This is a genomic window from Streptomyces sp. NPDC058653 (assembly GCF_042716895.1).
In the GTDB taxonomy this organism is placed as follows: Bacteria; Actinomycetota; Actinomycetes; order Streptomycetales; family Streptomycetaceae; genus Streptomyces.
In genome coordinates, this window is record NZ_JBHXRM010000036.1 from 56,226 (window position 1) to 80,295 (window position 24,070).

The following is a 24,070-nucleotide window of genomic DNA, read 5'->3' on the forward strand; positions in this document are numbered from 1 at the left end:
GGGGGGGGGGGGGGGGTGTTGGGGGGTGGGGGGGGGGGGGGGGGGGGGGGGGGGGGGGCCCGCCGCGCGGGCGCCCCCCCCGGCCCCTCGCGCACTCCGCGGACCGACGCACCACCGACAGCCGCGGATATCGCGCCGCCCTCCGTACGCTGGCCGACCATGGGACGGAGGTGACCCGATGACCGAAGTGCTCCTGCTGCTCGTGGCGCTGCTGCTCGCGCTGGCCTGTGGGGCCTTCGTCGCCGCGGAGTTCTCCCTGACGACGGTCGAGCGCGCCGACCTCGAACGGGCGGTCGAGGACGGCGAGCGCGGTGCGGCGAGCGCCATGAAGGCCGTACGCAGCCTCACCTTCCAGCTCTCCGGTGCCCAGTTGGGCATCACGGTGACCAATCTGGTCGTCGGCATGCTCGCGGAGCCGTCCGTGGCGAAGCTGATCCGCGGCCCGGTCGAGGCCATCGGCTTCTCGCACTCCGTGGCCTCGTCGCTGGCCCTGGTCATCGGTACCGCCCTGTCGACGGTCGTCCTCATGGTCGTCGGCGAGCTCGTCCCCAAGAACTGGGCCATCTCCTCGCCCCTCGCGGTCGCCAAGGTGGTCGCCACCCCGCAGCGGTTCTTCACCGCGGGCTTCCGCCCCTTCATCGGCCATCTGAACAACACCGCGAACCGGCTGGTGCGGCTGCTGGGTCTGGAGCCCACCGAGGAGCTGGCCTCCGCGCGCAGCCCCCAGGAGCTGGTCGCGCTCGCCCGGCACTCCGCCAAGGAGGGCGCGCTGGAGCCGGACACCGCCGCCCTGTTCGTACGGACCCTCAATCTCGCGGACCTGACGGCGGAGAACGTGATGACGCCGCGCGTCCAGGTCACCGCTCTCGACGTACTCGCCACGGTCGAGGACGTCGCCAACGCCACACGCGCCACGGGGCTCTCCCGCTTCCCCGTCTACCGCGACAGCCTCGACAGGGTCGTGGGCGTCGCCCACATCAAGGACGTGCTGCGTGTCCCCGCCGGGCGCCGGGCCCGTACGGGGGTGTCCGAGGTGCTGCGCGAGCCCCTGCTCGTACCGGAGTCGCTGACCGTGGACCGGCTGCTGGACCGGCTCTCCGGCAACGGGGCCATGGCGGTCGTGATCGACGAGTACGGCGGCACCGCCGGTGTGGTGACGCTGGAGGACATCGTGGAGGAGGTCGTCGGCGAGGTACGCGACGAGCACGACCCGCACGAGACACCGGACCTGGCGCGCGCCGGGGAGGACGCCGACGGCCGTGAGCTCTGGTCGGCCGACGGCGCCGCCCGCTTCGACCAGCTGTGGGAGATCGGGCTGCGGGCGCCCGAAGGGCCGTACGAGACGCTGGCCGGACTCGTCGCGACCGAACTCGGGCGGATTCCCGTCCAGGGCGACCACGTGGAACTCGGCGGCTGGCGTATCGACGTCGTCGACGCCTCGGGGCGGCGGGCCGCCCGCCTCCTGCTGCACGCGCCCCTCCCCGGGGACGGCGACGACGGCGAGGGGGACGGCGACACGAGCGGGGACACTGGCGGGGACAGGGACAGGGACAGGGACGGGGACGGCAAGAAGCACGCCCACGGCCTCGTCCGTCGCCTGGGCAGGAAGGCGGGCCGGTGACCGCGATCCAGTTGCTCGTCGGCCTGCTGACCCTGGTCGTCAACGCCTTCTTCGTCGGGGCCGAGTTCGCCCTGATCTCCGTACGCCGCAGCCAGATCGAGCCGGCCGCCGAGGAGGGCGACAGCCGTGCGCGCAGTGTCCTGTGGGGGCTGCGGCACGTGTCGGCGATGCTCGCCGCGGCCCAGCTCGGCATCACCCTGTGCACGCTGGTGCTGGGCATCGTCGCCGAACCGGCCATCGCGCATCTGCTGGAGCCCCTCTTCGACGCGGTGGGCCTGCCGGAGGGGGTGGTGCACCCGATCTCGTTCGTCATCGCGCTCGCCCTCGCGACGTATCTGCACATGCTGCTCGGCGAGATGGTGCCCAAGAACATCGCCCTGGCCGAACCGGTGCGTACGGCGCTGCTCCTCGGACCGGCGCTCGTGTGGCTGTCCCGGGCGCTGCGCCCGGTGATCTTCACGGTCAACGCCTTCGCCAACGGGCTGCTCAAACTCCTGCGGGTCGAGACGAGGGACGAGGTGTCGGCCACGTTCTCGGACGACGAACTGGGCCGGATGGTCACCGACGCCGGCGACGCCGGGCTCCTCGACGACCGCGCCGCCGAGCGGCTGCACGACGCGCTGGAGCTGGGGAACCGGCCGGTGCGGGACGTCGTCATGCCGCTGGAGCGGGTGGTGACGGCGCGGGTGCGGACCACGCCGGCGGAGCTGGAGGCGCTGGCGGCGGACACCGGCTTCTCCCGCTTCCCGGTGGTGGACGAGTCCCGGCGGATCCTCGGCTATCTCCATGTGAAGGACGCCCTGGACGCGCTGCCGCGCGACGAGCCGTTCGAGGTCTCCGGGATGCGGGCGATCGCCCAGGTACGCGCGGACACCCCGATGGACGACGTCCTGACGGCCATGCGCCGCAGCCGTACGCATCTGGCCGCCGTGCTCGACGAGGAGGGCCGGCTGGAGGGGCTGGTGACGATGGAGGACGTGCTGCGCGAGCTGGTCGGACGGCATACGCGGGGGAGCTGACGCCCGTCCGGGAGCCGGCGGGCCGCGCGATACGATCGCTGCGCCATGGAGAAGAACACCACATACACCAGCTTCGTCGCCCTCGGGGACTCGTTCACCGAGGGCATGTCCGATCTCCTGCCGGACGGTTCGTACCGGGGCTGGGCCGATCTGCTGGCCGCCCGGCTCGCCACCCGGACGCCAGACTTCCGGTACGCGAATCTCGCCGTACGCGGCAAGCTCATCGGCCAGATCCTGAACGAGCAGGTGGACACCGCCGTCGCGATGCGCGCGGATCTGGTGACCCTGGTCGGCGGGCTGAACGACACCCTGCGGCCCTCGTACGACGCCGGGCGCGTCCTCGGGCAGCTGGAGGAGGCGGTGGAGCGTCTCGCCCCGGCCTGCGGACAGCTGGTGCTGATGCGCAGCCCCGCCCGCCGGGGTCCGGTGATGGAACGCTTCCGGCCCCGCTGGGAGCGGCTCTTCTCCTTCGTCGACGAGCTGGGGGCCCGGCACGGCGCGCTGGTGGTCGACCTGTACGGGGCCCGGGTCCTGGGCGAGCAGCGCATGTGGGACGTGGACCGGCTGCATCTGACCCCCGACGGTCACCGCAGGGTCGCCGAGGCCGTGTGGCAGGCGCTGGGCGGGGAGCCGGCGGACGACTGGCGCGCGGAGCTGGCGCCCGCGCTGCCCGAACGCTGGCTGGCACGGCGCACGGTGGACGCGCGGTTCGCGCGGCAGTATCTGGGGCCGTGGATCGGTCGGCGGCTGACGGGCCGCTCGTCCGGGGACGGCAGGGCGCCGAAGCGTCCGGAACTGCTGCCGTACGAGGCGCTGCCGGGCGACGTACTGCCGGGCGACGCGGACCTGCGGCGCGAGCAGGCGTAGCGCCCCCCTCCGCGCGGGCGTCCCTCGTAGCCACGTACGAACGAGGCCGCGGCTCGGACCTGCGGGAACCGCCAAGTAGACTCCACCCACGTGACTGCTGCGTCTGTGAAGCCCCGTATCCCCAACGTCCTCGCCGGCCGCTACGCCTCCGCGGAGCTGGCCGTGCTCTGGTCCCCCGAGCAGAAGGTGAGGCTGGAGCGGCAGCTGTGGCTCGCCGTGCTGCGGGCCCAGCGGGATCTCGGCGTCGAGGTGCCCGGGTCCGCGCTCGCCGACTACGAGCGGGTGCTCGACCAGGTCGACCTGGCGTCCATCGCCGAGCGCGAGAAGGTCACCCGGCACGACGTGAAGGCGCGGATCGAGGAGTTCAACGCGCTCGCCGGCCATGAGCAGGTCCACAAGGGCATGACGTCCCGGGATCTGACGGAGAACGTCGAGCAGTTGCAGATCCGGCTCTCGCTGGAGCTGACGCGCGACCGTACGGTGGCCGTGCTCGCGCGCCTGGGGAAGCTCGCCGGGGAGTACGCGGAGCTGGTGATGGCGGGCCGCTCGCACAATGTCGCCGCCCAGGCGACCACCCTCGGCAAGCGTTTCGCGACGGCCGCCGACGAGCTGCTCGTCGCGTACGGCCGTCTTGAGGACCTGCTCGCCCGCTATCCGCTGCGCGGTATCAAGGGCCCCGTCGGCACGGCGCAGGACATGCTCGACCTGCTCGACGGTGACACGGCGAAGCTCGCGGACCTGGAGGCGCGGATCGCGGGGCATCTGGGCTTCGGCCACGCCTTCACCTCCGTCGGCCAGGTGTATCCGCGTTCCCTGGACTACGACGTGGTGACCGCGCTGGTGCAGCTGGCCGCCGGTCCCTCCTCGGTCGCGAAGACGATCCGGCTGATGGCTGGGCACGAGCTGGTCACCGAGGGCTTCAAGCCGGGGCAGGTCGGCTCGTCGGCGATGCCGCACAAGATGAACACCCGCTCCTGCGAACGCGTCAACGGGCTGATGGTGATCCTGCGCGGCTACGCGTCGATGACGGGCGAGCTGGCGGGCGACCAGTGGAACGAGGGCGACGTGTCGTGCTCCGTCGTCCGCCGGGTGGCGCTGCCGGACGCGTTCTTCGCGTTCGACGGGCTGCTGGAGACGTTCCTGACGGTCCTGGACGAGTTCGGCGCCTTCCCCGCCGTCGTCGCCCGCGAGCTGGACCGCTACCTGCCGTTCCTCGCGACGACGAAGGTGCTGATCGCCGCCGTACGCGCGGGGGTCGGCCGGGAGGCCGCGCACGAGGTCATCAAGGAGCACGCCGTCGCCTCCGCGCTGGCGATGCGTGAGCGGGGCGCGGAGCGCAACGAACTGCTGGACAGGCTCGCGGCCGACGACCGGATGCCGCTGGACCGGGGGCAGTTGGACGCGCTGATGGCCGACAAGCTGTCGTTCACCGGTGCGGCCGGTGACCAGGTGGCGGCGGTGGTCGCGCGGATCGAGGAGATCGTGAAGCGGCACCCGGAGGCCGCCGGATACACGCCCGGATCGATCCTCTGAGGCCGGCGAGGTGAGACCGGAGGAGCTGGCCGCCGCCCGCGACCGCGTCATCCCCGACGTGGCCGCGGCCGGCCTGGGCGTGCTCTTCTGCGGGATCAACCCCGGTCTGATGTCGGCGGCGACGGGCCATCACTTCGCCCGCCCCGGCAACCGCTTCTGGCCGGTGCTGCGCCTGTCGGGCTTCACACCACGGCAGTTGGCACCCTCCGAGCAGGACGAGCTGCTGACGTACGGCCTCGGCATCACCAACGTCGTGGCGCGGGCGACGGCACGGGCGGACGAGCTGGACGACGAGGAGTTCCGCGAGGGCGGCCGGCTCCTGGTGGCAAGGGTGGAGCGGCTGCGCCCCCGCTGGCTCGCGGTCGTCGGCATCACGGCGTACCGCACGGCGTTCGGCGAGAAGCGAGCCGTGATCGGCCCTCAGACGCGCACGATAGGCACCACCCGGATCTGGGCACTGCCCAACCCGAGCGGCCTCAACGCGCACTGGACCGCGGAGACGATGGCGCGGGAGTTCGCCGAACTGCGCACGGCGGCGGGCCTGCCGGACCGGGCCGGGGAGCTCGGCGCGTCCGGCGTCTGACGACGAGCGGGCGCCCAAGGGGCAACCGGCGGCGACCGGCCTACGATGACGACCGGCACACGGCGGCGACCGGGCTCCGACAGACGACCGGCGGCGCGCGTCGAAGGCCGCTCCCGACGTGCTCTTCCGGGTCCTGCTCCCTGCCACGAAAGCCGCGTTACGGCACGCTCCGGATGCCTTTTCGTCGTCCGTTAGCCGCCTCGGCGACCACCGAGTACCATCCGGCAGACACGCGCACGAGCTGGGAGGACATACCGTGGGGCGGCTGACCGGCGGGGACCCGTCCTTGTTGCGGCGGATCAACTCCGCCGTGGTGCTGCACGCCCTGCGCGGGGCCGACTGCCCCACCTTCACCGATCTGACCCGGATCACCGGACTGTCGCGGCCGACGGTGGAAGGTGTCGTCGAAGGGCTGATGGAACTGGGCCTGGTCGTGGAGTCCGCGCCGGGTGAGGGCGAGGCCCGGCGGCAGGGCCGGCCCGCGCGCAGATTCAGGTTCCGGGCCGAGGCGGGGCATCTGCTCGGCATAGAGATCGGGCCGCACCGGGTGGCCGCGCTGCTGTCGGGGCTCGACGGCCGGATCATCGGGGCCAGTTCACGGGAGGCCACCGAGACCGCGTCGGCGGACGAGCGGCTGGACCGGGTGCGGGTCGTCGTCGCCGACGTACTGCGCCGCGCGGGAGTGGCGCGCAGTTCGCTGCGGGCCGTCGGTGTCGGCTCCCCCGGGATCGTGGAGGCCGACGGGACGGTACGGCTCGGTACGGCGCTGCCCGAGTGGACGGGCCTGGCGCTCGGCGAACGGCTGCGGCGTTCGTTCCGGTGCCCGGTGCTGGTGGAGAACGACGCCAACGCGGCGGCCGTGGCCGAGCACTGGAAGGGCGCGGCCACGGACTCGAACGACATCGTGTTCGTCCTGGCGGGTCTCAGCCCGGGGGCCGGCTCGCTGATCGGCGGCCGGCTGCACCGGGGCTTCGGCGGCGCGGCCGGTGAGATCGGGGCGCTGCATCTGCTGGGCCGCGAGGTGACACCGGAGAAGCTGCTGTCGACGACCGACGAGCCGCTGCATCCGCTCGACGAGCGCGCGGTGGCCCGTGTGTTCGCGCTGGCGAAGCAGGGCGACATCGGGGCGAAGCAGGCCATGGAGCGGTTCATCCAGCGGCTGGTGCACGACGTGGCCGCGCTGGTGCTGGCGCTGGACCCCGAACTGGTGGTCATCGGCGGCTGGGCGGCCGGTCTCGACGGCGTACTCGACCCGCTGCGCGACGAGTTGTCGCGGTACTGTCTGCGCCCGCCGAAGGTGACGCTGTCGCTGCTGGGCGAGGCCGCGGTGGCGACGGGCGCGCTGCGCCTGGCGCTCGACCATGTGGAGGAACAACTCTTCGCCGTCGAGGGGACGGTGACGGCCCGCCGCTGAGACAGGCGACGGGCCGTACGTGGGGACGGGGGCGGAACCGGGCCTCGGTCAGGAGGCCTTGCGCTCGTCGGTGTGGTGGCTTATCTCCACGTCGCCGGTGTCCCCGAAGGTGAGCCGGCAGGTGTCCGCGCGGTAGGTGGCCATCGACACGGCGGCGGTACGGCCTCCGGCGAGATAGCGCGTGGTGACGACGAGGACGGGCGCGCCGGGCAGCCGGTCGAGCTCCTTCGCGTCGTCCACCCGGGCCGAGCCCAGCTCCACGGCGCGGTCCTGGCCCTCCATACCGAGCCGCTGCAACTCACGCAGCACGCTGCGGGCGCGGGCCGGGCCCGAGGGAATGTCTATGGCGGGCAGCTCGGGCACGGACGCCGACGGCACGTAGAGAAGCTCGGCCGCGACGGTCTGCCCGTGCGTCACGCGTGTCCTGCGGACCGTGTGGACCTCGTCGCCCGCGTCCGTCCCGAGCATCCTGGCCACGGCGGCGGGCGGTACGGCGGAGACCGAGTCGACGGGCTGCCACGCGTCCGGGTCGGCGCCCGGCCACTCCTGCTGGGTGGTCGACACGTCGACACCCATGCGCGGCGGCGCGACGGTCGTGCCGACGCCGCGGCGGCGCTGCAACCGGCCTTCGAGTTCGAGCTGTTCGAGCGCCTGCCGGAGCGTGGCGCGCGCGACTCCGAAGCGCGCGGCGAGGTCGCGTTCGTTGGGCAGGACCTCCCCGACCGCGAAATCGGTGTCCAGCGCTTCGCCCAGCACGGTCTTGAGGTGCCAGTACTTCGGTTCCGGCACCGTCTCCAGCTGCGTGGTCCCCACCGTGATCCTCCGCAATCGCCGTGTCCCCGGCGGCTTTTCCATGCACTTGTTTATTAAAGGTTCCTGCACTAACTCTCCGAGAGTAGGACGGCCGATCGTCTTGGTCAAGACCAATCCTGCGGCAACGCTCGACAGGATCGCACTGTGCCACAGATCGTTCACACAGAGTTCGCGGGTTTGGCGTGAAACGACGGCGTCAGCAGGTGAGAGCGTCGGAGGCGGGAACCGCGGGGGTGCGGGGACGGCGAGCGACGCGACGAGCGCGGCGGCCGGTGGGACGAGGGCTGAAAAGAGCAGGAGGGGCGCTCGGCGCCGGTCCGGCGGCGGGGACGGTACGGCGGTGATGCCCCGGGCCCGGGTGGTCCGGTTTAAGGTCCCCTTCCATGACGGAATCGGGGACCACCTCGGGTGAGGGCACGGCGGACGGCGCCGCGTCGGACGGCGGCGACGGTCCGGGGCGGGGGCCGGGTCCCTGGTCCGGCGCCTGGGACGTGCTGCTCGCCTCCGCGCCGGCCCGCCGCCGTGGGCGCGTGCTCCAGTCGGCTCTGCGGGAGGAGGTGCGGTCGGGGCGGCTGGCCCCGGGCACCCGGCTGCCGTCGAGCCGTGAACTCGCCGCCGATCTCGGTGTCTCCCGGGGCCTGGTCACCGACGCGTACGAACAGCTGACGGCCGAGGGCTACCTCCGCAGCGGGCGGGGTTCCGGTACGTGGGTGGGCGACGCCGTACGGGCCGCGGCCCCGAAGACCCGCGACCGGGCTCCCCATCCCCCGGGCGCCCGGGCCGACTTCGTACCCGGCACGCCCGACCTCTCGCTCTTCCCGCGCGCCGCGTGGGGTGCCGCGCACCGGGCCGTCCTCGCGCGGCTGCCGCACCGGGCGCTCGGCTACCCGGATCCGCGGGGCCTGCCTGAGCTCCGTACGGCGCTGGCCGCGCTCCTCGCCCGGCGGCGCGGGGTGGTGGCCGATCCGGAGCGGCTGCTGGTCTGTTCCGGGGTGGCGCAGGCGATGACGCTGCTCGGCCTCGCCCTCTACGGGCGCGGGGTGCGGGCGGTGGGTGTCGAGGACCCCGGCAGTCCCGAGAACAGCGCGGTGCTCGGGTCGGCCGGACTCCGTCCGGTCCCGCTGCCGCTGGACTCCGAGGGCCTGGTGCCGGGTGCGGCGGCGCGGGCGGGCGTCGGGGCGGTGGTGGCGACTCCGGCCCACCAGTTCCCGTCCGGCATCGCGTACTCGGCGGCGCGCCGTACCGAACTCCTCGACTGGGCACGGTCGGTGGACGGTTTCGTCCTGGAGGACGACTACGACGGGGACTTCCGCTACGACCGGGCCCCGGTCGGCGCGTTGCAGGGCCTGGACCCGGAGCGGGTCGCGTACATGGGCTCGGTCAGCAAGTCGATGGCGCCGGGTCTGCGGATCGGCTGGCTGCTGGCGCCGGAGGAGCTGACCGAGGAACTGGTCGAGCGCAAACGCACCATGGACCTCGGCAATCCCGTACTGGAGCAGGCGCTGCTCGCGGACTTCGTCCGGCAGGGCGGCTACGACCGCCATCTGCGCCGCTGCCGGTCCGCGTACCGGCGCCGCCGGGACACGCTGATCGCGGCGCTGGACGAGCACTTCCCCGGCACCGAGGTCAGCGGCATCGCGGCGGGCCTGCACATCATCGCGGCGCTGGACGAGCGGTACGGCCCGGAGGCGCGGTTCCTGGCGCGGGCGGCGGGCGCCGGGGTGGCGCTGCGCCCGCTGGCGTACCACGGCACGGCGCGGCCGGACGACGGCCGGGTGCGGCTGGTCATGGGGTACGCGCACCAGTCACCCGCCGGGATCACGCGCGGCGTCGGGCTGTTGGCACGGGCGGTCGGGCCGGGCTGAACCGGGCCGGTACGGGCGCGCCGGCGGGCGGGTTGTTCACCCGGGGTTCGTGTACCGGCCGCTGCCGGGCGCTACCTATGGCACGTCACGCCAGACACACCGTCCCCACACCTCACCCGGCCCGCGCCACCCGCCGCCACCAGTGGCCGCGCCGAAGCAGCGCCGAAGCGCAGCACCGAAGCCGTACCGAAGCACCGCCGATCCGCACCGATCCCGCCGCAGGAGGCACATCGATGACGAACAGCCCCCGGAATCCCGCCACGGACCGCCGCACCGTACTGCGCGGCTCCCTCGCCGCCTCCGCCGCACTGGCCCTGCCGACGACCGCCGCGGCCGTCGCCGGGACCGTCGCCGGAGCCGCCCCCGCCCAGGCGCTCTCCGGCCGGCCGAGCGCCGACTGGGGTGTCCAGGTCGGGGACGTCACCTCGTCCTCCGGTCTGGTGTGGATCCGCTCCGACCGGCCCGCGCGGATGATCGTGGAGACCTCGGCGACCAGCTCCTTCCGCCACACCCAGAGGTGGCACGGCCCGGTCCTCGGCGCCGGCAGCGACTTCACGGGGACGACGCCGCTGCGCGGACTGCCCGCCGGTGAGCAGGTGCACTACCGGGTGACGCTCGCCGACCCCGACAACCCGCGCCGTACGGGCGAGCCGGTGTACGGCACGTTCCGTACCGCTCCCGCACGGCGCCGACAGGGCGTGCGCTTCCTGTGGTCGGGCGACATCGCCGGCCAGGGCTGGGGCATCAACCCGGACATCGGCGGCTACCGCGCGTACGACGACATGCGCCGGCTCGACCCCGACTTCTTCCTGTGCAGCGGTGACACCGTGTACGCGGACGGGCCGCTGGAGCCGTCGGTGACGCTGCCGGACGGGCGGATCTGGCGCAACATCGTCACGGAGGAGAAGTCGAAGGTCGCCGAGACGCTGAACGAGTACCGGGGGCAGTTCCGCTACAACCTGCTCGACCAGAACGTCCGCCGGTTCAACGCCCAGGTGCCGACGATCGTGCAGTGGGACGACCACGAGGTGCGCAACAACTGGTACCCGGGCCAGATCCTGGACGACGTCCGGTATCAGGAGAAGGACGTCGACGTGCTCGCGGCGCGCTCGTTCCAGGCGTTCGGCGAGTACTTCCCCGTGACGACCCTCCAGGCGCGCGGCGAGGACCGGCGGGTGCACCGGGTGGTGCGGTACGGGCCGCTGCTCGACGTGTTCGTGCTGGACATGCGCTCGTTCCGGAACGCCAACTCCCCCGGCCGGCAGGCCGACGACACGACCGGCATCCTCGGCGCCGAGCAGCTCGAATGGCTCAAGCGCGAGTTGTCGCGTTCGCGCGCGGTGTGGAAGGTGATCGCCGCCGACATGCCGATCGGTCTCGTCGTGCCGGACGGCACGGCGAACATCGAGGCCATCGCCCAGGGCGACCCGGGCGCGCCGCTCGGGCGCGAGCTCCAGATCGCCGACCTGCTGCGGTTCGTCAAGCACCGCCGGATCACCGGCACGGTGTGGCTGACGGCGGACGTGCACTACACGTCGGCGCAGCACTACGAGCCGGAGAAGGCGGCGTTCAAGGACTTCGCGCCGTTCTGGGAGTTCGTGTCGGGCCCGCTCGCGGCGGGCGGTTTCCAGGCGAACGCGCTGGACCCGACGTTCGGGCCGAACCGTGTCTTCGTCCAGGCTCCGGACCGGGCGAACGTCTCGCCGATGGAGTCGTCGCAGTACTTCGGCGAGGTCGACATCGACGGCGGCAGCGGTGAGTTGACCGTGCGGCTGCGGGCGCAGGGGAACAAGGTGCTGTTCAGCAAGGTGCTGAAGCCGGGCCGGGTCGGCCAGTAGACCCCGGTCCACTGATCTCTCCGGACGCGTGGGTACCGCGAGGTGCTCGCGCGTCCGGGAGCAGGTAGCCTCGCTGGTGTGACGGGTGAACAGACCCCGTCCGTGACCGTCGGCGGTCACGCGCCCCGGGGCTTCTCCGGCCACCTCGGCCGCCTCGGCCTCTCCCCGGGGAGTGGACAACTCGCGCCATAAATCAGCCAAAAGTATTTGATAGGGGAACAGAAGCATCTTTTACCCATCAGTCACAGTACGTTCGTGATCGCGCAACACCGTTGAGTCACAGTGAGTGCATGACCGATGTGACTCACTCGAAGAGTGCCCGCCGTCCCCACCACTGGCGCCGGGATCTCGTCGAACTGGCCGCCCTGTTCACGGCGGTCGCGGTCGCCGACGCTGTCGCGAACATGATCGTGCACGGGCCGGACGGACCCGTCCTGCTGGTCGCCTCCGCGATCGCCCTGGTCATCACGGCCGGATTCCACACCTGGTGGTCGAGACACCACGGCCACCACGCCGACATCGCCGGCCGCTCCGCCGTCGACGTACGCGCCGCGGACACTCCGTCGGACGGGCCCGACGGCCTCGCGGCCGGCGGCCACGCCGACACCGCAACCACCCTCTGGCGGATGCGCGCCACCGTGCGGGACGCCCCCGGTTCACTGGCCGCGCTCTGCACGGTCCTCGCCCGGCGCCGGGTGGACATCCTCACGCTCCAGACCCACCCGCTGGCCACCGGCACCGTCGACGAGTTCCTGCTGCGCGCGCCCGCGTCGCTGCCCGCGCGGCAGCTCACCGACGAGATCTCCCGCGCCGGCGGCAGCGACATCTGGATCGAGCGCGCCGACGCGCACGACCTCGTGGACGCCCCCACCCGGGTGCTCGGCCTCGCCACCCGTACCGCCCTCGACGGCGCCGAACTGCCCCTCGCCCTGCGCCAGTTGCTCGGCCGCTGCACGATCCACTCGCTCCCCGCCGTCTCCCCCGCCGAGGGCCCGACCGGTGAGTGCGCCCCGGTCGAGGGCATCCTGGAGGGCACCACGATGCGGATGCGCGACCCGAACGGCGGCGTGATCAGCGTCGAGCGGCACCATCTGCCGTTCACCCCGGCCGAGTTCGCCAGGGCGCGTGCCCTGATCGAACTCGACGCCCGCCTCGGCCCGCGCGTCCCCCACGGCCGGGACGTCCTGACGCTGCCCGAGGGCAACGCGATCACCGTGCGGCGCGCCGACCAGAGCGACGTGGACGCGGCGTCGGCGATGCACGCGCGCTGCTCCGACCACACCCTGGGCCTGCGCTACCGCGGTCCCGTCGACGACGCCGACCGCTATCTCGACCATCTGCTGAGCCCCCGCCACGGCCGGACGCTCAAGGTCCAGACGGCCTCCGGACGACTCGTCGCCCTCGGCCATCTGCTCTGGGACGGCGACGAGACCGAGCTCGCGCTGATCGTGGAGGACGCCTGGCAGCGGCGCGGCATCGGCTCCGAACTGCTCGGCCGGCTCGTCGCGCTCGCCGTCGACGCGGGCTCCAGCAGCGTGTACGCCGTGACGCAGGCGTCCAACACCGGCATGGTCGCCGCCATGCGCGGACTCGGTCTGCCCCTCGACTACCAGATAGAGGGTGGCACCCTCGTCGTCACCGCCCGGCTGAAGGGGACGGACGAGGCACCGTACGGGGCTCAGGAGATCGCCCTGCGCGACCAGGCCGGCCGCTGAGCGCCTCGGTCAGATCCCGCCAGAGATCCTCGACGTCCTCCAGTCCGACCGACATCCGCAGCAGCCTGTCGCTCACCCCGGCCGACCGCCGGTCTCCCTCCGCCACGACGCGGTGGCTGATGGAGGCCGGGTGCTGGATGAGCGAGTCCACGCTGCCGAGGCTCACGGCGGGGGTGATCAGCCGGACGCCCGCGATCACCTCGTGCGGGTCGCCGTACACCTCGAAGGAGACCATCGCGCCGCCGACGGCCGGGTAGTGCACCCGGGCGATGCGCGGGTCGGTCGCCATTCTGCGGGCCAGGTCGGCCGCGGTGGCCGACGCCGCCCGTACCCGCACCGGCAGTGTGGACAGACCGCGCAGCAGCAGATAGCCGGCCATCGGATGCAGGACACCGCCGGTCGCGAACCGTATCTGGCGCAGCGTGCGCGCGAACTCCTCGTCGCACGCGACCACACCGCCGAGTACGTCGCCGTGGCCCCCGAGATACTTCGTCGCGCTGTGCAGCACCAGCCGGGCCCCGTGCTCGACGGGCCGTTGCAGGACGGGGGTCGCGAACGTGTTGTCGACCAGCAGCGGGATCGAGCCGCAGTCGTGCGCGACGGCGGCGATGTCGACCTCGGCGAGGGTCGGGTTCGCGGGCGTCTCGACCATCACGAGCCCGGTGTCGGGGCGGATCGCGTCGGCGATGCCCGCCGGATCGGTCCAGGTGACCTCCGTACCGAGGAGCCCGGCGGTCAGGAGATGGTCACTGCATCCGTACAGAGGACGCACCGCGACGACATGGCGCAGTCCCGTGGCCGACCGTGCGAGCAGGACGGCCGTCAGGGCGGCCATGCCGCTGGCGAAGGCCACCGCGCTCTCGGTGCCCTCCAGGCGCGCCAGCGCCGTCTCGAACCGGGCCGTCGTCGGATTGTCCAGGCGCGCGTAGACGGGCGGCCCGTCGGGCAGCGCCCCGGTGGCGGCGAACTCGTCTATCCGCGCCGCCTCCTCACGGGTGTCGTAGGAGGGATAGGTCGTCGACAGATCGATCGGCGCCGCGTGCACACCGAGTCGCGCGAGATCCTCGCGCCCCGCGTGCACGGCCTCGGTCGCGAGCGCTCGGGGAAGGGTCCGGGGGAACGTATCGGCGAGGTGGGCGGCTACGGGGTCCGCCGTGCCGCGGGCATCCATGGGGTCCATGGGCACACTCTGAACATCCGGCGGGAATCATGGGGGATCCTCCGTGCTACGTTCGCCGAATGAGCGAGTCAGTCGCACTTGACACGGTCGATCTGCATATTCTGCGCCTGCTGCAGAACGACGCACGGACCACCTACCGGGACATCGCCGCCGAGGTCGGGGTGGCCGCGTCGACCTGTCTGGACCGAGTGGCCAGACTGCGGCGATCCGGGGTGATCCTGGGGCATCAGCTGCGCCTCGATCCGGCCAAACTCGGCCGTGGGCTCCAGGCGTTGCTCTCCGTACAGGTCCGGCCGCACCGCCGCGAGCTGATCAAACCGTTCGTGGAACGGATTCGTGGCCTGCCCGAGTCCCGCGCCCTGTTCCATCTGACGGGGCCCGACGACTATCTGGTCCATGTGGCGGTCGCGGACACCGCGGATCTCCAGCGGCTCGTGGTGGACGAGTTCACCTCACGGCCCGAAGTGGCCCGTGTCGAGACGCGCCTGGTCTTCCAGCAGTGGGACTGCGGTCCCCTTATGCCCCCTTCATCGGCCAATCAGCCGACGACGCGGTCCTGAGGTGGGGTGACGCGCGGTCCTCGCTCGGAGAGGATGTGGCCCATGCCAGACACCTCCAGCAGCGCGCTGCCCCGCCAGGTCGCCGACGCCTATGTCGACGCACTCATCGAACTCGATCCGATCACCGGTACCTTCCTGGGTGTCGCGGCCAGTTCCGGCCGCCTCCCCGACTACTCACCGGCCGGAGCGAAGGCCCTCGCCGACCTCGCCCGCGAGACCCTCGCGGAACTCGACGCCGCGACGAAGCTGCCGGGAGCCGACAGCGACCAGGAGCGGCGCTGCGCCAGGCTGCTCCGCGAACGGCTGAACGCCGAACTCGCCGTCCATGACACCGACGAGCATCTTCGGGCCGTCAGCAACATCCACTCCCCCGCCCACCACGTCCGCGAGATCTTCACCGTCACGCCCACCGAGACGGTCGAGGACTGGGCGGCTGTGGCCCAGCGCCTGCGCGCCGTACCGGCCGCGCTCGACGGGTTCCGCGAGTCGCTGGCCCTCGGCCTGGAGCGGAAGCTGTTCGGCGGGCCCCGGCCGACCGCGACGTTCATCGCCCAGCTCACGGATTGGGCGGGCGACGGCCGCGGCTGGTTCGAGGAGTTCGCGGCGTCCGGACCGGACTCGCTGCGTGCGGAGCTGGACGCGGCGGCGGTCGCCGCCACCGGCGCCGTCGTCGAACTGCGGGACTGGATGCGGGACGTGTACGCGCCGGCCGTCGAGGACGCCCCGGACACCGTGGGCCGGGAGCGCTACGCCCGGTGGTCGCGCTACTTCAACGGCACGGATCTCGATCTCGACGAGGCTTACGCCTACGGCTGGTCCGAGTACCACCGGCTGTACGCCGAGATGACCACCGAGGCCGCCAAGATCCTGCCCGGCGCGACCCCCTGGGAGGCGCTGGCCCATCTGGACGAGCACGGTGAGCACATCGAGGGGGTCCAGGAGGTACGCGAGTGGCTCCAGGGCCTGATGGACGAGGCCATCGAGGCGCTGGACGGCACACACTTCGAACTCGCCGACCGGGTACGGAAGGTGGAGTCCCGCATCGCCCCGCCCGGCGGCGCGGCGGCCCCGTACTACACCGGCCCCTCCGAGGACTTCTCCCGTCCCGGCATCACCTGGCTGCCGACGATGGGCGAGACACGGTTCCCGGTGTACGACCTGGTCTCCACCTGGTACCACGAGGGTGTCCCCGGCCATCACCTCCAGATCGCCCAGTGGACGCATGTCGCCGACCAGCTCTCCCGCTACCAGGCGTCCGTGGGCGGTGTCAGCGCGAACGCCGAGGGCTGGGCGCTGTACGCGGAGCGGCTGATGGACGAGCTGGGCTTCCTGCCGGACGCGGAGCGCAGGCTCGGCTATCTGGACGCGCAGATGATGCGTGCCTGCCGGGTCATCGTGGACATCGGCATGCATCTGGAGCTGGAGATCCCGGAGGACTCGCCGTTCCACCCGGGCGAGCGCTGGACGCCCGCTCTGGCGCAGGAGTTCTTCGGCAACCACAGCGGCAGGCCGGCGGAGTTCGTGGAGAGCGAGCTGACCCGCTATCTGTCGATGCCCGCCCAGGCGATCGGCTACAAGCTGGGCGAGCGGGCGTGGCTCCTGGGCCGCGCGAACGCGCGCGAGCGGCACGGGGACGCGTTCGACGCGAAGGCGTGGCACATGGCGGCGCTGTCGCAGGGGTCGCTGGGTCTGGACGATCTGGTGGACGAGTTGTCCAAGCTATGAGCGGCCCGCGGGCGCCCGGCGTCCCACCGCCGGGCGCCCGCGCGTAGGACTTCGTTTGTACGGCTCCGACTTCCGAGCCGGACCTCCGGGCTCGCGTGGCCTCGCACGTGCGGCTCCGACGTCGGTCGCGGAGTCCGGAGGACTGTCCCTACGACGGGACCGTCGATGGGCCGGACGTACCTGCGGGCCCATGAACTGCCGCGCTGGTAGGGGGTGCTCACCCCGGACGGCGTCCTAGGATGAGGCGCGGCCGAAGCAGGCCGTAGGCCGAAGGAGCTGAGAATGACGCGGTACCTGATCTCGTTCGACGACGGCTCGATGAACTTCCCCGAGGAGGAGTTGCCCGCGGTGGCCGACGCCTCTCTCGATGTGGTGCGCAGGGCTCAGGACGCCGGTGTGTGGGTCTTCGGCGGTGGGCTGCCGAGCCAGCGGGCGAGCGTCGTCGCCACCGACGGGACCGTCACCAAGGGCCCGTACCCGGAGACCAAGACGGTGCTCGGCGGGTTCGCGGTCATCGAGGTGTCCTCGCATGAGGAAGCGCTGAAGTGGGCCGCCGAGATCGCCGCCGCGTGCCGCTGCGCGCAAGAGGTCCGGGAGTTCATGCACGACCCGACTTCCTGACCGAGGACAATCCGCCACGGCCGAGGACGACCCGCCACGGCCGGGGCCGAGAGCACGGCGCCGGGCACCGGGAGCCGCCGGAGGTCACCGCGGTCGTGGCAGGTCCGCGGGGCGCTCCCGGGGCCACGGGCCGCCGGGAACGGGGCTGAAGTGCTCGCCGCTCAGCAGGAAGCCGCCCTCCGAGTCGATCACCTGACCGGTGATCCACGCGGCCTCGTCCGTGGCGAGCCAGGCGATCAGCCGTGCCGGGTCGTCGGGCATTCCCCACCGTCCGGCCGGGAACATCCCGGCGATCCGGTCGTACGCCTCGCCGGTGAGGTAATCCGTGTCGACGGGGCCGGGGTTGACCGTGTTGACAGTGATCCCGGCGTGGCCGAGCGCTGCCGCCAGGGTCCGGGTCGCCGAGGCGAGTGCCCCCTTGGACAGGCTGTAGGCGATCTCTTCGGGCATGCCGTTCCGGAGATCCTGGCCGGAGGTCATCATCACGACGCGGCTGCCGTGCCGGATCCGTACAGGGTGGGCGACGCGCGCCTTGGCGTACTCCTGGACCAGCTGGATCACCGAGCGGGTGTTGGTCGCCCAGTGCGCGTCGAGCATGTCCGCGTCGATCTCCCAGAGGGTGCCGTCCGAGCCGCTGCGGGCATGGTTGGCCACCAGAATGTCGACCACTCCGCCGAGCGCCTCGCGGGCGGCCCGGAAGACCGTGGCGGGACCGTCGGGGTCGGACAGGTCGCCGGGTCCGTGCTCCACCGTGGCACCCGGACACCCGAGGGCTTCGCGGACCCCGGCGGCGACCCCGTCGGGGCCGTCGGGGTCCGCTCCCCAGGCCTGCGTCCGGTCGTGCGGCACATGGTGGTGGAGGTAGACGCTCGCGCCGTACGCGGCGAGGCGCCGGGCGACCGCGTACCCGATACCGGCGCGCCGGCTGGCACCGGTGACGAGGGCGGTACGGCCCCGGAGGGGCATGTACTCACGGCGGAGGGACTGGGCGTCGGGCTCGGATAGTTGAGGCATGGTCAGCCATGATGGTCGGCGGCCGGGGCGCTGTCATACGGATTGCGACGGCGCGCCGCACAGCGACCGGGGCCGTGCCGGGAGGCTCGTACTCCTTGACCTGGGGCGTACGAGGTCCCTACGCCCCGGCCGGTACGGCTCAGCCGTCGGTGCCGCCCGTGCGGAGGCTGACCGTCGAGCCCCGGCGTGACTTCGTCACCTCCAGCTGCGTGGGAATCCGGCGGCGGAGGTCCGCGACATGGCTGACTATGCCGACGCTCCGGTCGCGTTCACGCAGCGAGTCAAGCACGTCCAGGACCTCGTCCAGCGTCTGGTCGTCCAGACTGCCGAAGCCCTCGTCGATGAAGAGGGTGTCCAGACGCGCGCCGCCCGCCTCGTCGGTGACGACGTCCGCGAGGCCGAGCGCGAGGGCGAGGGAGACGAAGAACGTCTCGCCGCCCGAGAGGGTCGCCGTGTCCCGCGCGCTGCCCGTCCAGGAGTCGATCACATGGAGTCCGAGTCCTGACCGCTTCCCGCCACCGCCCCGCGCGTCGGAGTGGACCAGGGTGTAGCGGCCCGAGGACATGCGCAGCAGCCGCGCCGTCGCCGCCGAGGCGACCTGTTCGAGCCGGGCGGCCAGGACGTACGACTCCAGCCGCATCTTGCGGTCGTTGTCGGTGGAGGTGCCGGCGGTGAGCGCTGCGAGACGGGCCACCCGCTCGTACTCCGTACGGAGGGGGCCGAGGCGCCGTACCTCCTCCTCGGCCCGCCGGGACAGCGCGGCCAGCTGTGTGCTCCGTCCGCGTGCCTCGTCCAGCGCCGAGGACGCGGTGCGCAGCGCGGACTCCGCGGACTCGGACGACCGCAGCGCCGCGTCGAGCGGGGCGGGCGGCTGCTCGGCGGCGTCGCGCGCGTCGGACTCGGCGAGCCGGTCGGCGACGGTGGCCGCCTCGGCCTGCCAGTCGTCCATCCGGTGGGTCAGTCCGCGCTGTTCCACGTCGGACAGCATCGCCGCCGCCGCCTCGCGCGGGGTGTCGAAACCGGCCCGGAAGGCGGCGTCCGCGAGCCGGTCGTCGCCGTCCTTGAGCCGCTGGGCCGTCGTGTCGAAGTCCCTTACGGCGTCGGCCGCTTCGGCCAGCAGCCGTGCCCTGTCCGCCAGCAGTCCGGCATGGGCGGCGACGCTACCGGCGTCACCCCGGGCGCGGACCAAGTCGGATTCGAGGGCGGTCTGTTCGCGGTCGAGGGCCTCGCGCCGCGAGGTGCGGGCCGCGACGCGGTTCTGGGCCGACTGCTGGGCGGTGAGCCGGTCCTCGCGCTCCCGTTCGGCGCGGGCGAGCGCCTCGCGGGCCGCGTGGGTGCCGGCTGCGAGGCGGTGCGCCTCCGCGTGTTCGCGGCCCAGCCGGTCCGTGAGCGCGACCAGTTCGGCGACGGCGGATCCGCCGGAGGCCGAGCGGGCCGCCGCGTACTCCTCCCGTACGGAGGCGTGTTCGCGCTCGGCCACCGCGACCGCCTCCTCGGCGCTCCGGGAGGCGGCGAACGCGGCGTCCTCCGCCGCCTGGTCGACCTGGCCCGCGCCGGCGCGGGCGGGCGCAGGGTGGTCGGCGGAGCCGCAGACCGCGCACGGTTCGCCCGGTGTGAGACCGGCGGCGAGTTCGGCGGCGATGCCGCGCAGTCGGCGCTCGCGCAGATCGAGCCAGGTCTCCTTGGCGTCGTTGGCGCGCTCGCGGGCGCTGTTGAGGAGGGTCCGCGAGGCGGCGGTCCGGGTTTCGAGGGCGTCCCGCGCGCGGGCGGCGTCGAGTTGGCCCCGGGCCGGCTCCAACTGTCCGGCGAGCTGTTCGGCGCGGGTCGCCGCCTCCTGGGCCGTCTCGACGCGTTCCTGGTGGCCCCGGCGGGTGGCGTCCCAGCCGGCGAGCCAGCCCTCGGCGTCCGCGAGCAGCTCGTCGTCGGCGCGCGCCTGGCGGTCCAGCTCGGCCCGTTCCCTGCTGATCTCGGCGCTGCGCCGCTCGGCGCCCCGGGCGGCGTCGACCCGGCCCAGCTCCTCGAGCATCTTCCGCTCCAGCGTGGAGAGATGGTCGGCGCCGGAGTCGACGAGCTCGGCGGGGAGACGGGCGCGTGCCCGGTCGAGGACGGCGGTGGCCGTGCGGTGGGCGCGCTCGGCGTCCTCGCGCAGGGCGAGCGCGGGGGCGACCCGGTCGGCCTTGCGGGCGCGTTCCAGCCGGGCGCGCGTCTCCTCGTGCTGAGGACGGCGGGCTTCGAGGGCTTCGGCCCGTCGCCGTCCCTCGGCGAACCGCTGTTGCAGCCTGGCCAGTTCACGTGTGGTGTCGAGCACTCGGCGCGCCGCCGCCTGCTTGCTCTCGGCGTTCGCCAGGGCCGACTCGGCGATGTCCGCGCGTTCGTACGCGGTGGAGCGGGCGACGGCCGCCCACTGGAGGACGGCGGGGGCGAGGCCCGGGTCGCCGGGATGCTGTGCGGGCAGCGGCTGTTCGATGCCGGCGCCGGACGCCTCGGCGATGCGCTGCGCGACGCCGAGCAGCCGCTCGTCCCCGGCCCGTACCTGCTGTTCGGCGCCCCTGCGCAGCTCGGCGAGCCGCTCTTCCACGGCGGCGAACCGGCGGGTGTCGAAGAGCCGGCCGAGCAGTTTGCCGCGTGCCTCGGCGTCGGCCCTCAGGAAGCGCGCGAAGTCGCCCTGCGGCAGAAGGACGACCTGGCAGAACTGCTCCCTGCTCATGCCGAGCAGCTGGCCGATCTCCTCGCCGATCTCCTGGTGGGAGCGGCTCAGCGGTCGCCAGCCCGCGTGCTCGGTGTCGTACTCCCGGAGCAGGCTCTGTGCCTTCTCGGTGGTGACGCCGGTGCCGCGTTTCTTGGGGCGCGCCTGCGCGGGGCGGCGGGTGAGCTCCAACCGCCGCCCGCCGACGGTCAGTTCGAGCCGGACCTCCGTGTAGGTGCCGGCCGCCGCGTGGTCGCTGCGCAGGGAGGCGTCCTTGGCGGCGGGCCCCTTGAGCTGGCGCGCGCCCGGCACGGCGTCGTACAGCGCGTAGCAGACGGCGTCGAGTACGGAGGTCTTCCCGGCCCCGGTCGCTCCGTGCAGCAGGAAGATCCCCCCGGCACACAGCGTGTCGAAGTCGACCTCCTGGGTGTCGGCGAAGGGGCCGAAGGCGGTGATGCTCAGCCGGTGGAGTCTCATCCGGTCACCTCGCGTACGGCGCTGTCGACCCGTACGTGGTCGAAGGCCCCGCGCAGCACGGACCGCTCCCGGTCGTCGGGCCCCGCGCCGCCGCGTACGTGCGCCACGAAGTCCTCGGCGATCTCCTGGTCGCTGCGGCCTTCGAGGCGCTGGGCGTAGGACGCGACGACGTCCTCGTCGCCCCGGTCGGGGTCGAAGACGAGGCTGAGGGTGTGCGGGAACCGTTCGGCGAGGCGCGCCATCGGTTCGGCGGGACGCACGGGGTCGGTGAGGGTGGCCTCGATCCAGGCCTGTTCGTGGCGGGTGAGCGCGGGGTCGTCCAGGAGGGCCGCGAGGTGTCCCCGGAGGCGGGCGAGCGGGCGTGGCACGGGGCAGTCGACGCGCTCGGCGTCGATCTCGCCCCCCGGGCCGAGGTCCACGAGCCACATGGTCTTGCGGTGTTCGGTCTCGGAGAAGGAGTACGCGAGGGGGGAGCCGGAGTACCGGACACGGTCGGTGAGGGCCTGCGCCCCGTGCAGATGGCCGAGGGCCACATAGTCGACGCCGTCGAAGATGCCGGTGGGCACGGCGGAGACGCCGCCGACGGTGATGTCGCGCTCGCTGTCGCTGGCGGCGCCGCCGGCCACGAAGGCGTGCGCGAGGACGACGGAACGGGTGCCGGCCGGGCGCCCGGCGAGATCGGCCCGTACGCGGTCGAGGGCGGCGGAGAGCACGGCCTCGTGCGCGGTCTTCGCGGCCTTGAACTCCTCGCGGACCAGGGCCGGTTCGAGATACGGCAGTCCGTAGAAGGCCACGTCGCCGTGGGCGTCCGCGAGGACGACGGGGGTGGCGCAGCGCGCGGGGTCGGTGCGCAGGTGGATGCCCGCGTGGTCGATGAGACCGGCGCCGACGCCGAGGCGGCGGGCCGAGTCGTGGTTCCCGGAGATCATCACCGTCGGGACACGCGCCTCGGCGAGCCGGTGCAGGGCACGGTCGAAGAGCTCGACGGCGGAGAGCGGCGGCACCGCCCGGTCGTACACGTCGCCCGCGACGAGGACCGCGTCCACCTCCCGCGTCAGCGCGGTCGCCACGAGGTGGTCGAGGAAGGCCGCCTGTGCGTCGAGAAGGCTCACCCGGTGGAACGACCGTCCCAGGTGCCAGTCCGACGTGTGCAGGAATCTCATGATCCTTGAGAGTAACGGTGGGGTCGGACATCACGGGTGGCTTCGGGCATCAGACGTCGCCGTAGGCCTCACCGCCCAGTGCCAGCAGGGCAGTTCCGGCCGTGGTGTCCGCGAGCCAGGCCCGGAAGTCGTCCACCTCGGCGTCGGGCAGCCCGATCCCGATGGTCACTATCTCCGCGTACCGCACGTCGCGCACGGAGCGTCCGGTGGCCCGGAGCTCGTTCTCCAGCTTTCCGGCCCGGTGGTGGTCGACGATGATCGTGGCGAGCCGGTAGCGCTGCCGGGTGACGGTGCCGACGGCGTCGAGGGCCTCGCCCACCGCGCCCCCGTACGCGCGGATGAGTCCTCCCGCGCCGAGCTTCACACCTCCGTAGTAGCGCGTGACGACGGCGACGACGTACCGCACGTCCCGGCGCACCAGCATCTGCAGCATGGGTGTGCCGGCGGTCCCGCCCGGCTCCCCGTCGTCGCTCGCCCTCTGTACGGAGGCGTCGGCGCCGATCACATAGGCGAAGCAGTTGTGTGTGGCGGTGGGATGCTCCCGGCGCACGGCGGCGACGAAGTGCTGCGCCTCCTCCTCACTGGTGGCAGGCGCGAGCGCGCAGATGAAGCGCGACCGGTTGACCTCGGTCTCATGGATACCTCGGCGGGCTACGGTGCGGTACTGCTCATGCATCGAGCCACCCTAGGCTCTTCGGGTACCGACCGGTATGGCGGGCCCTCGCCAAGGGGGGCGCGCGGGGGAATTTGCGGGGCCGTGTTCCCGGTTGTCTCTTGCATGTACGCAGACGATGAGACCATCCGCAGGATCCTGACCGCCACGGGCGACACGTGGGCGGTCGTGGGCCTCTCCGACAACAGGTCACGGGCGGCGTACGGGGTGGCGGCCGTCCTCCAGCGCTACGGAAAACGGGTGGTCCCGGTCCACCCGAAGGCCCAGACGGTCCACGGCGAGAAGGGCTACGCCTCGCTGGCGGAGATCCCGTTCCCGGTCGACGTGGTGGACGTGTTCGTCAACAGCGAACTGGCGGGCCCGGTGGCGGACGAGGCGGTGGAGATAGGCGCGAAGGCGGTCTGGTTCCAACTGGGAGTGATCGACGACAAGGCGTACGACCGTACACGCGCGGCGGGCCTGGACATGGTGATGGACCGCTGCCCGGCGATCGAGATCCCCCTGCTGGTCTGAGGGGGCGGGAGGCGCGTGAGCGCGTTCAGTCGTGAGGGGTGTCCCGCGGGGGCGCCCAAGCAGGGCGCTTGATGAGGCGGTGCGGGAGGGGTGGGGGGGCCCGGGGCGCCCCCCCCCCCCCCGGGCGAACCGACGGGGGCCCGGCCGATTGAAGGATGTATAGTGAGGGGAGGAACCCCCACCCGCAACA

At 72.8% G+C, this 24,070-nt stretch carries 19 protein-coding genes; 13 read left to right on the forward strand and 6 right to left on the reverse strand.

The window, feature by feature from the left end; genetic code table 11:
• Positions 1 to 178: 178 nt before the first annotated feature.
• The 6 genes from ACFWU9_RS26560 (at position 179) to ACFWU9_RS26585 (ending at position 7,037) form a co-directional block, all read left to right on the forward strand.
• A complete protein-coding gene (locus ACFWU9_RS26560) occupies positions 179 to 1,621 on the forward strand; it encodes a hemolysin family protein (RefSeq protein ID WP_384322647.1) in 1,443 nt (480 codons plus the stop codon).
• Entirely contained in the window at positions 1,618 to 2,640 is a 1,023-nt protein-coding gene (locus ACFWU9_RS26565; protein ID WP_384322649.1) for a hemolysin family protein, read from the forward strand. The genes ACFWU9_RS26560 and ACFWU9_RS26565 overlap by 4 nt, the downstream gene beginning before the upstream one ends.
• Positions 2,641 to 2,685: 45 nt before the next feature.
• Positions 2,686 to 3,507, forward strand: coding sequence for an SGNH/GDSL hydrolase family protein (locus ACFWU9_RS26570; protein WP_384322651.1), 822 nt, complete (start codon positions 2,686 to 2,688; stop codon positions 3,505 to 3,507).
• Between the two features lie 90 nt (positions 3,508 to 3,597).
• Positions 3,598 to 5,040: an adenylosuccinate lyase gene (gene purB / locus ACFWU9_RS26575; RefSeq protein ID WP_384322653.1), complete on the forward strand. Its 1,443-nt coding sequence runs from the start codon at positions 3,598 to 3,600 to the stop codon at positions 5,038 to 5,040.
• A gap of 10 nt (positions 5,041 to 5,050) precedes the next feature.
• Positions 5,051 to 5,623, forward strand: coding sequence for a G/U mismatch-specific DNA glycosylase (gene mug, locus ACFWU9_RS26580; protein WP_384322656.1), 573 nt, complete (start codon positions 5,051 to 5,053; stop codon positions 5,621 to 5,623).
• A gap of 256 nt (positions 5,624 to 5,879) precedes the next feature.
• Entirely contained in the window at positions 5,880 to 7,037 is a 1,158-nt protein-coding gene (locus ACFWU9_RS26585; protein WP_384322658.1) for an ROK family transcriptional regulator, read from the forward strand.
• 48 nt (positions 7,038 to 7,085) lie between these two features.
• On the opposite strand, the gene ACFWU9_RS26590 is transcribed toward ACFWU9_RS26585, so the two are convergent.
• Positions 7,086 to 7,850 carry a GntR family transcriptional regulator gene (locus ACFWU9_RS26590; RefSeq protein ID WP_384322660.1) on the reverse strand — a complete coding sequence of 255 codons (765 nt, stop codon included), beginning with the start codon at positions 7,848 to 7,850 and terminating at the stop codon, positions 7,086 to 7,088.
• A gap of 383 nt (positions 7,851 to 8,233) precedes the next feature.
• Between ACFWU9_RS26590 and ACFWU9_RS26595 the strand changes: the two genes are divergently transcribed.
• The 3 genes from ACFWU9_RS26595 (at position 8,234) to ACFWU9_RS26605 (ending at position 13,268) form a co-directional block, all read left to right on the forward strand.
• The gene (locus ACFWU9_RS26595; protein ID WP_384322662.1) at positions 8,234 to 9,715 is read left to right on the forward strand and encodes a PLP-dependent aminotransferase family protein; all 1,482 of its coding nucleotides are present in this window, start codon (positions 8,234 to 8,236) and stop codon (positions 9,713 to 9,715) included.
• 233 nt (positions 9,716 to 9,948) lie between these two features.
• Positions 9,949 to 11,553, forward strand: a complete 1,605-nt coding sequence (locus ACFWU9_RS26600) for an alkaline phosphatase D family protein (protein ID WP_384322664.1) — start codon at positions 9,949 to 9,951, stop codon at positions 11,551 to 11,553.
• A gap of 290 nt (positions 11,554 to 11,843) precedes the next feature.
• The gene (locus ACFWU9_RS26605; RefSeq protein ID WP_384322666.1) at positions 11,844 to 13,268 is read left to right on the forward strand and encodes a GNAT family N-acetyltransferase; all 1,425 of its coding nucleotides are present in this window, start codon (positions 11,844 to 11,846) and stop codon (positions 13,266 to 13,268) included.
• On the opposite strand, the gene ACFWU9_RS26610 is transcribed toward ACFWU9_RS26605, so the two are convergent.
• Positions 13,189 to 14,439 carry a trans-sulfuration enzyme family protein gene (locus tag ACFWU9_RS26610; protein ID WP_384322716.1) on the reverse strand — a complete coding sequence of 417 codons (1,251 nt, stop codon included), beginning with the start codon at positions 14,437 to 14,439 and terminating at the stop codon, positions 13,189 to 13,191. The genes ACFWU9_RS26605 and ACFWU9_RS26610 overlap by 80 nt on opposite strands.
• Positions 14,440 to 14,507: 68 nt before the next feature.
• Here ACFWU9_RS26610 and ACFWU9_RS26615 point away from each other — a divergent pair, with 68 nt between their 5' ends.
• The 3 genes from ACFWU9_RS26615 to ACFWU9_RS26625 all read left to right on the forward strand — a co-directional run bounded on the left by ACFWU9_RS26615 (position 14,508) and on the right by ACFWU9_RS26625 (position 17,354).
• Positions 14,508 to 15,008, forward strand: coding sequence for an Lrp/AsnC family transcriptional regulator (locus ACFWU9_RS26615; protein WP_384322669.1), 501 nt, complete (start codon positions 14,508 to 14,510; stop codon positions 15,006 to 15,008).
• 42 nt (positions 15,009 to 15,050) lie between these two features.
• Positions 15,051 to 16,733, forward strand: a complete 1,683-nt coding sequence (locus ACFWU9_RS26620; protein ID WP_384322671.1) for a DUF885 domain-containing protein — start codon at positions 15,051 to 15,053, stop codon at positions 16,731 to 16,733.
• Positions 16,734 to 17,015: 282 nt separating this feature from the next.
• Positions 17,016 to 17,354 (forward strand): YciI family protein, encoded by a 339-nt coding sequence (locus ACFWU9_RS26625; RefSeq protein ID WP_384322673.1) that lies wholly within the window; start codon positions 17,016 to 17,018, stop codon positions 17,352 to 17,354.
• Positions 17,355 to 17,438: 84 nt separating this feature from the next.
• Here ACFWU9_RS26625 and ACFWU9_RS26630 read toward each other — a convergent pair whose 3' ends face one another.
• The 4 genes from ACFWU9_RS26630 to ACFWU9_RS26645 form a co-directional block, all read right to left on the reverse strand.
• On the reverse strand, positions 17,439 to 18,368 hold the full coding sequence (locus tag ACFWU9_RS26630; protein ID WP_384322675.1) for an SDR family oxidoreductase: 930 nt from the start codon (positions 18,366 to 18,368) through the stop codon (positions 17,439 to 17,441).
• Positions 18,369 to 18,507: 139 nt separating this feature from the next.
• The gene (locus ACFWU9_RS26635) at positions 18,508 to 21,531 is read right to left on the reverse strand and encodes an AAA family ATPase (RefSeq protein ID WP_384322677.1); all 3,024 of its coding nucleotides are present in this window, start codon (positions 21,529 to 21,531) and stop codon (positions 18,508 to 18,510) included.
• Positions 21,528 to 22,694 (reverse strand): exonuclease SbcCD subunit D, encoded by a 1,167-nt coding sequence (locus tag ACFWU9_RS26640; protein ID WP_384322679.1) that lies wholly within the window; start codon positions 22,692 to 22,694, stop codon positions 21,528 to 21,530. The genes ACFWU9_RS26635 and ACFWU9_RS26640 overlap by 4 nt, the downstream gene beginning before the upstream one ends.
• A gap of 49 nt (positions 22,695 to 22,743) precedes the next feature.
• The gene (locus tag ACFWU9_RS26645) at positions 22,744 to 23,370 is read right to left on the reverse strand and encodes a YigZ family protein (protein ID WP_384322681.1); all 627 of its coding nucleotides are present in this window, start codon (positions 23,368 to 23,370) and stop codon (positions 22,744 to 22,746) included.
• 102 nt (positions 23,371 to 23,472) lie between these two features.
• On the opposite strand from ACFWU9_RS26645, the gene ACFWU9_RS26650 reads away from it, so the two are divergent.
• Positions 23,473 to 23,880 carry a CoA-binding protein gene (locus tag ACFWU9_RS26650; protein ID WP_384322683.1) on the forward strand — a complete coding sequence of 136 codons (408 nt, stop codon included), beginning with the start codon at positions 23,473 to 23,475 and terminating at the stop codon, positions 23,878 to 23,880.
• The last annotated feature ends 190 nt before the right edge of the window (positions 23,881 to 24,070 follow it).

Bases quoted from the DNA above. Each gene is read 5' to 3' on its own strand.
- ACFWU9_RS26645 (WP_384322681.1), bottom strand. From the start codon at position 23,370: ATGCATGAGCAGTACCGCACCGTAGCCCGCCGAGGTATCCATGAGACC.
- ACFWU9_RS26640 (WP_384322679.1), bottom strand. From the start codon at position 22,694: ATGAGATTCCTGCACACGTCGGACTGGCACCTGGGACGGTCGTTCCAC.
- ACFWU9_RS26625 (WP_384322673.1), top strand. From the start codon at position 17,016: ATGACGCGGTACCTGATCTCGTTCGACGACGGCTCGATGAACTTCCCC.
- ACFWU9_RS26620 (WP_384322671.1), top strand. From the start codon at position 15,051: ATGCCAGACACCTCCAGCAGCGCGCTGCCCCGCCAGGTCGCCGACGCC.
- ACFWU9_RS26615 (WP_384322669.1), top strand. From the start codon at position 14,508: ATGAGCGAGTCAGTCGCACTTGACACGGTCGATCTGCATATTCTGCGC.
- ACFWU9_RS26610 (WP_384322716.1), bottom strand. From the start codon at position 14,439: ATGGATGCCCGCGGCACGGCGGACCCCGTAGCCGCCCACCTCGCCGAT.
- ACFWU9_RS26605 (WP_384322666.1), top strand. From the start codon at position 11,844: ATGACCGATGTGACTCACTCGAAGAGTGCCCGCCGTCCCCACCACTGG.
- ACFWU9_RS26560 (WP_384322647.1), top strand. From the start codon at position 179: ATGACCGAAGTGCTCCTGCTGCTCGTGGCGCTGCTGCTCGCGCTGGCC.
- ACFWU9_RS26630 (WP_384322675.1), bottom strand. From the start codon at position 18,368: ATGCCTCAACTATCCGAGCCCGACGCCCAGTCCCTCCGCCGTGAGTAC.
- ACFWU9_RS26650 (WP_384322683.1), top strand. From the start codon at position 23,473: ATGTACGCAGACGATGAGACCATCCGCAGGATCCTGACCGCCACGGGC.
- ACFWU9_RS26635 (WP_384322677.1), bottom strand. From the start codon at position 21,531: ATGAGACTCCACCGGCTGAGCATCACCGCCTTCGGCCCCTTCGCCGAC.
- ACFWU9_RS26600 (WP_384322664.1), top strand. From the start codon at position 9,949: ATGACGAACAGCCCCCGGAATCCCGCCACGGACCGCCGCACCGTACTG.
- ACFWU9_RS26595 (WP_384322662.1), top strand. From the start codon at position 8,234: ATGACGGAATCGGGGACCACCTCGGGTGAGGGCACGGCGGACGGCGCC.
- ACFWU9_RS26570 (WP_384322651.1), top strand. From the start codon at position 2,686: ATGGAGAAGAACACCACATACACCAGCTTCGTCGCCCTCGGGGACTCG.